The organism is Allobosea sp. CER48 (genome assembly GCF_044752385.1).
In the GTDB taxonomy this organism is placed as follows: Bacteria; Pseudomonadota; Alphaproteobacteria; order Rhizobiales; family Beijerinckiaceae; genus Allobosea.
Genome location: NZ_JBIWYK010000643.1, coordinates 1 through 1,435 on the forward strand (window position 1 = coordinate 1; position 1,435 = coordinate 1,435).

General features: G+C 65.8%; 2 protein-coding genes. Both read left to right on the forward strand.

Annotated elements, in window-relative coordinates; translation table 11 throughout:
- Window positions 1–696 (forward strand): translocation/assembly module TamB domain-containing protein (locus ACIPIA_RS16230; protein ID WP_400511007.1); only part of this gene is annotated, 696 nt, incomplete at its 5' end.
- A 405-nt stretch (window positions 697–1,101) separates the two neighbouring features.
- Window positions 1,102–1,435, forward strand: a 334-nt coding sequence (locus tag ACIPIA_RS16235) for a porin (RefSeq protein WP_400511008.1), incomplete at its 3' end; no start/stop codon positions are given.

The following is a 1,435-nucleotide window of genomic DNA, read 5'->3' on the forward strand; positions in this document are numbered from 1 at the left end:
GATGCGGCGCTGGCGTTGATCGTCTCGGCGCCCAACCGCGTCTTCATCCGCGGGCGCGGCATCGATGCCGAGCTCGGCGGAGAGATTCGCGTCGCCGGAACCTCGTCCGCGCCGGTGCTGAACGGCGGCTTCGAACTGCGCCGCGGACGTCTCAGCGTGCTGACGCAGCGCCTCGATTTCAGCCGCGGCCGGCTGACCTTCGCCGGCGGCCTGATTCCCGATCTCGACTTCGTGGCTGAAACCAGTGCCGGCGACGTGACCGCCAAGATCATCGTCAGCGGCCCGGCGGATCAGCCGAATTTCGCCTTCACCTCGCAACCCGAGTTGCCGCAGGACGAGGTTTTGTCGCGATTGCTCTTCGCGCGCGCCTCCGGCTCGCTCTCGCCCTTCCAGGCACTCCAGCTGGCGCAGGCCGCTGCACAGTTCGCCGGTGGCGGCGGGGACGACACCTTCGAACGGCTGCGCAAATCGCTCGGTGTCGACAATCTCGACATCCAGATGGGAGCTGGCGGGCCGACGGTCGGCGCATCGCGCTACCTCACCGACAACGTCTCCGTCGGTGTGAAGGTCGGCGCGAAGCCGGAGGACAGCGGCGTCTCGGTCGGCATAGACGTGACCAAGCGCCTGAAGCTCCAGGCGGAAACCGGTGCGGATGGCAGCGCCGCCGTCGGAATCGGAGCCGAGTGGGAATACTGACTGGCAGGCGGAAGGGAATCGCCTCTCGGGAGATTCGCCATCCGGACGCCACTATCGACTCCCGATTCCCCGATTTGAGGCCTTCAAAACGGGCCCGCCGGGGCGGACGATATTAACAGTCCGTAAATTTCGAGCCTCAAAGCGTGGCGCGCCTGCAACACCGGATTTCAAAGCACCCCGGAACCGGCCTCGGGGGGAGGAACGTGGTTGATCGGGCAGGCGGCTTTCGTATGGTGATCATGCGTCGGGACGTTCCCGGTCGCTGTTTTTCGTCTTCGCCTCCGAAATAGGTCGGTGACGCAGGCGAAAGACCGGGAATAGGCAGGTTCTGCGTCGGGCTAGAAAGTCTGGGGCGGGGGGCAGGCCGAAACCCGAGGGTCTCGAAACTCTTTTGGAGGTTACCAAATGAAGCTCGTTAAGAGCCTCCTCCTCGGTTCCGCCGCCGGCATCGCCGCGGTCGCCGGGGCTCAGGCCGCCGACCTTCCCTCGCGGAAGGCCGCTCCGGTCGAATACGTTCGCGTCTGCACCGCCTATGGCGCTGGCTTCTTCTACATCCCGGGCACCGACACCTGCCTGCGCATCTCGGGCCGTGTCCGCGCCGAGTACGTCGTCGGTGAGCGTTACGGTGAGTCGGATGCCTACGGCACCCGCGCTCGTGGCCGTCTGAACATCGACGCCCGCACGCAGACCGCCTACGGCACCCTGCGCACCTTCATCCGCTACGAGCTGACCAACAACT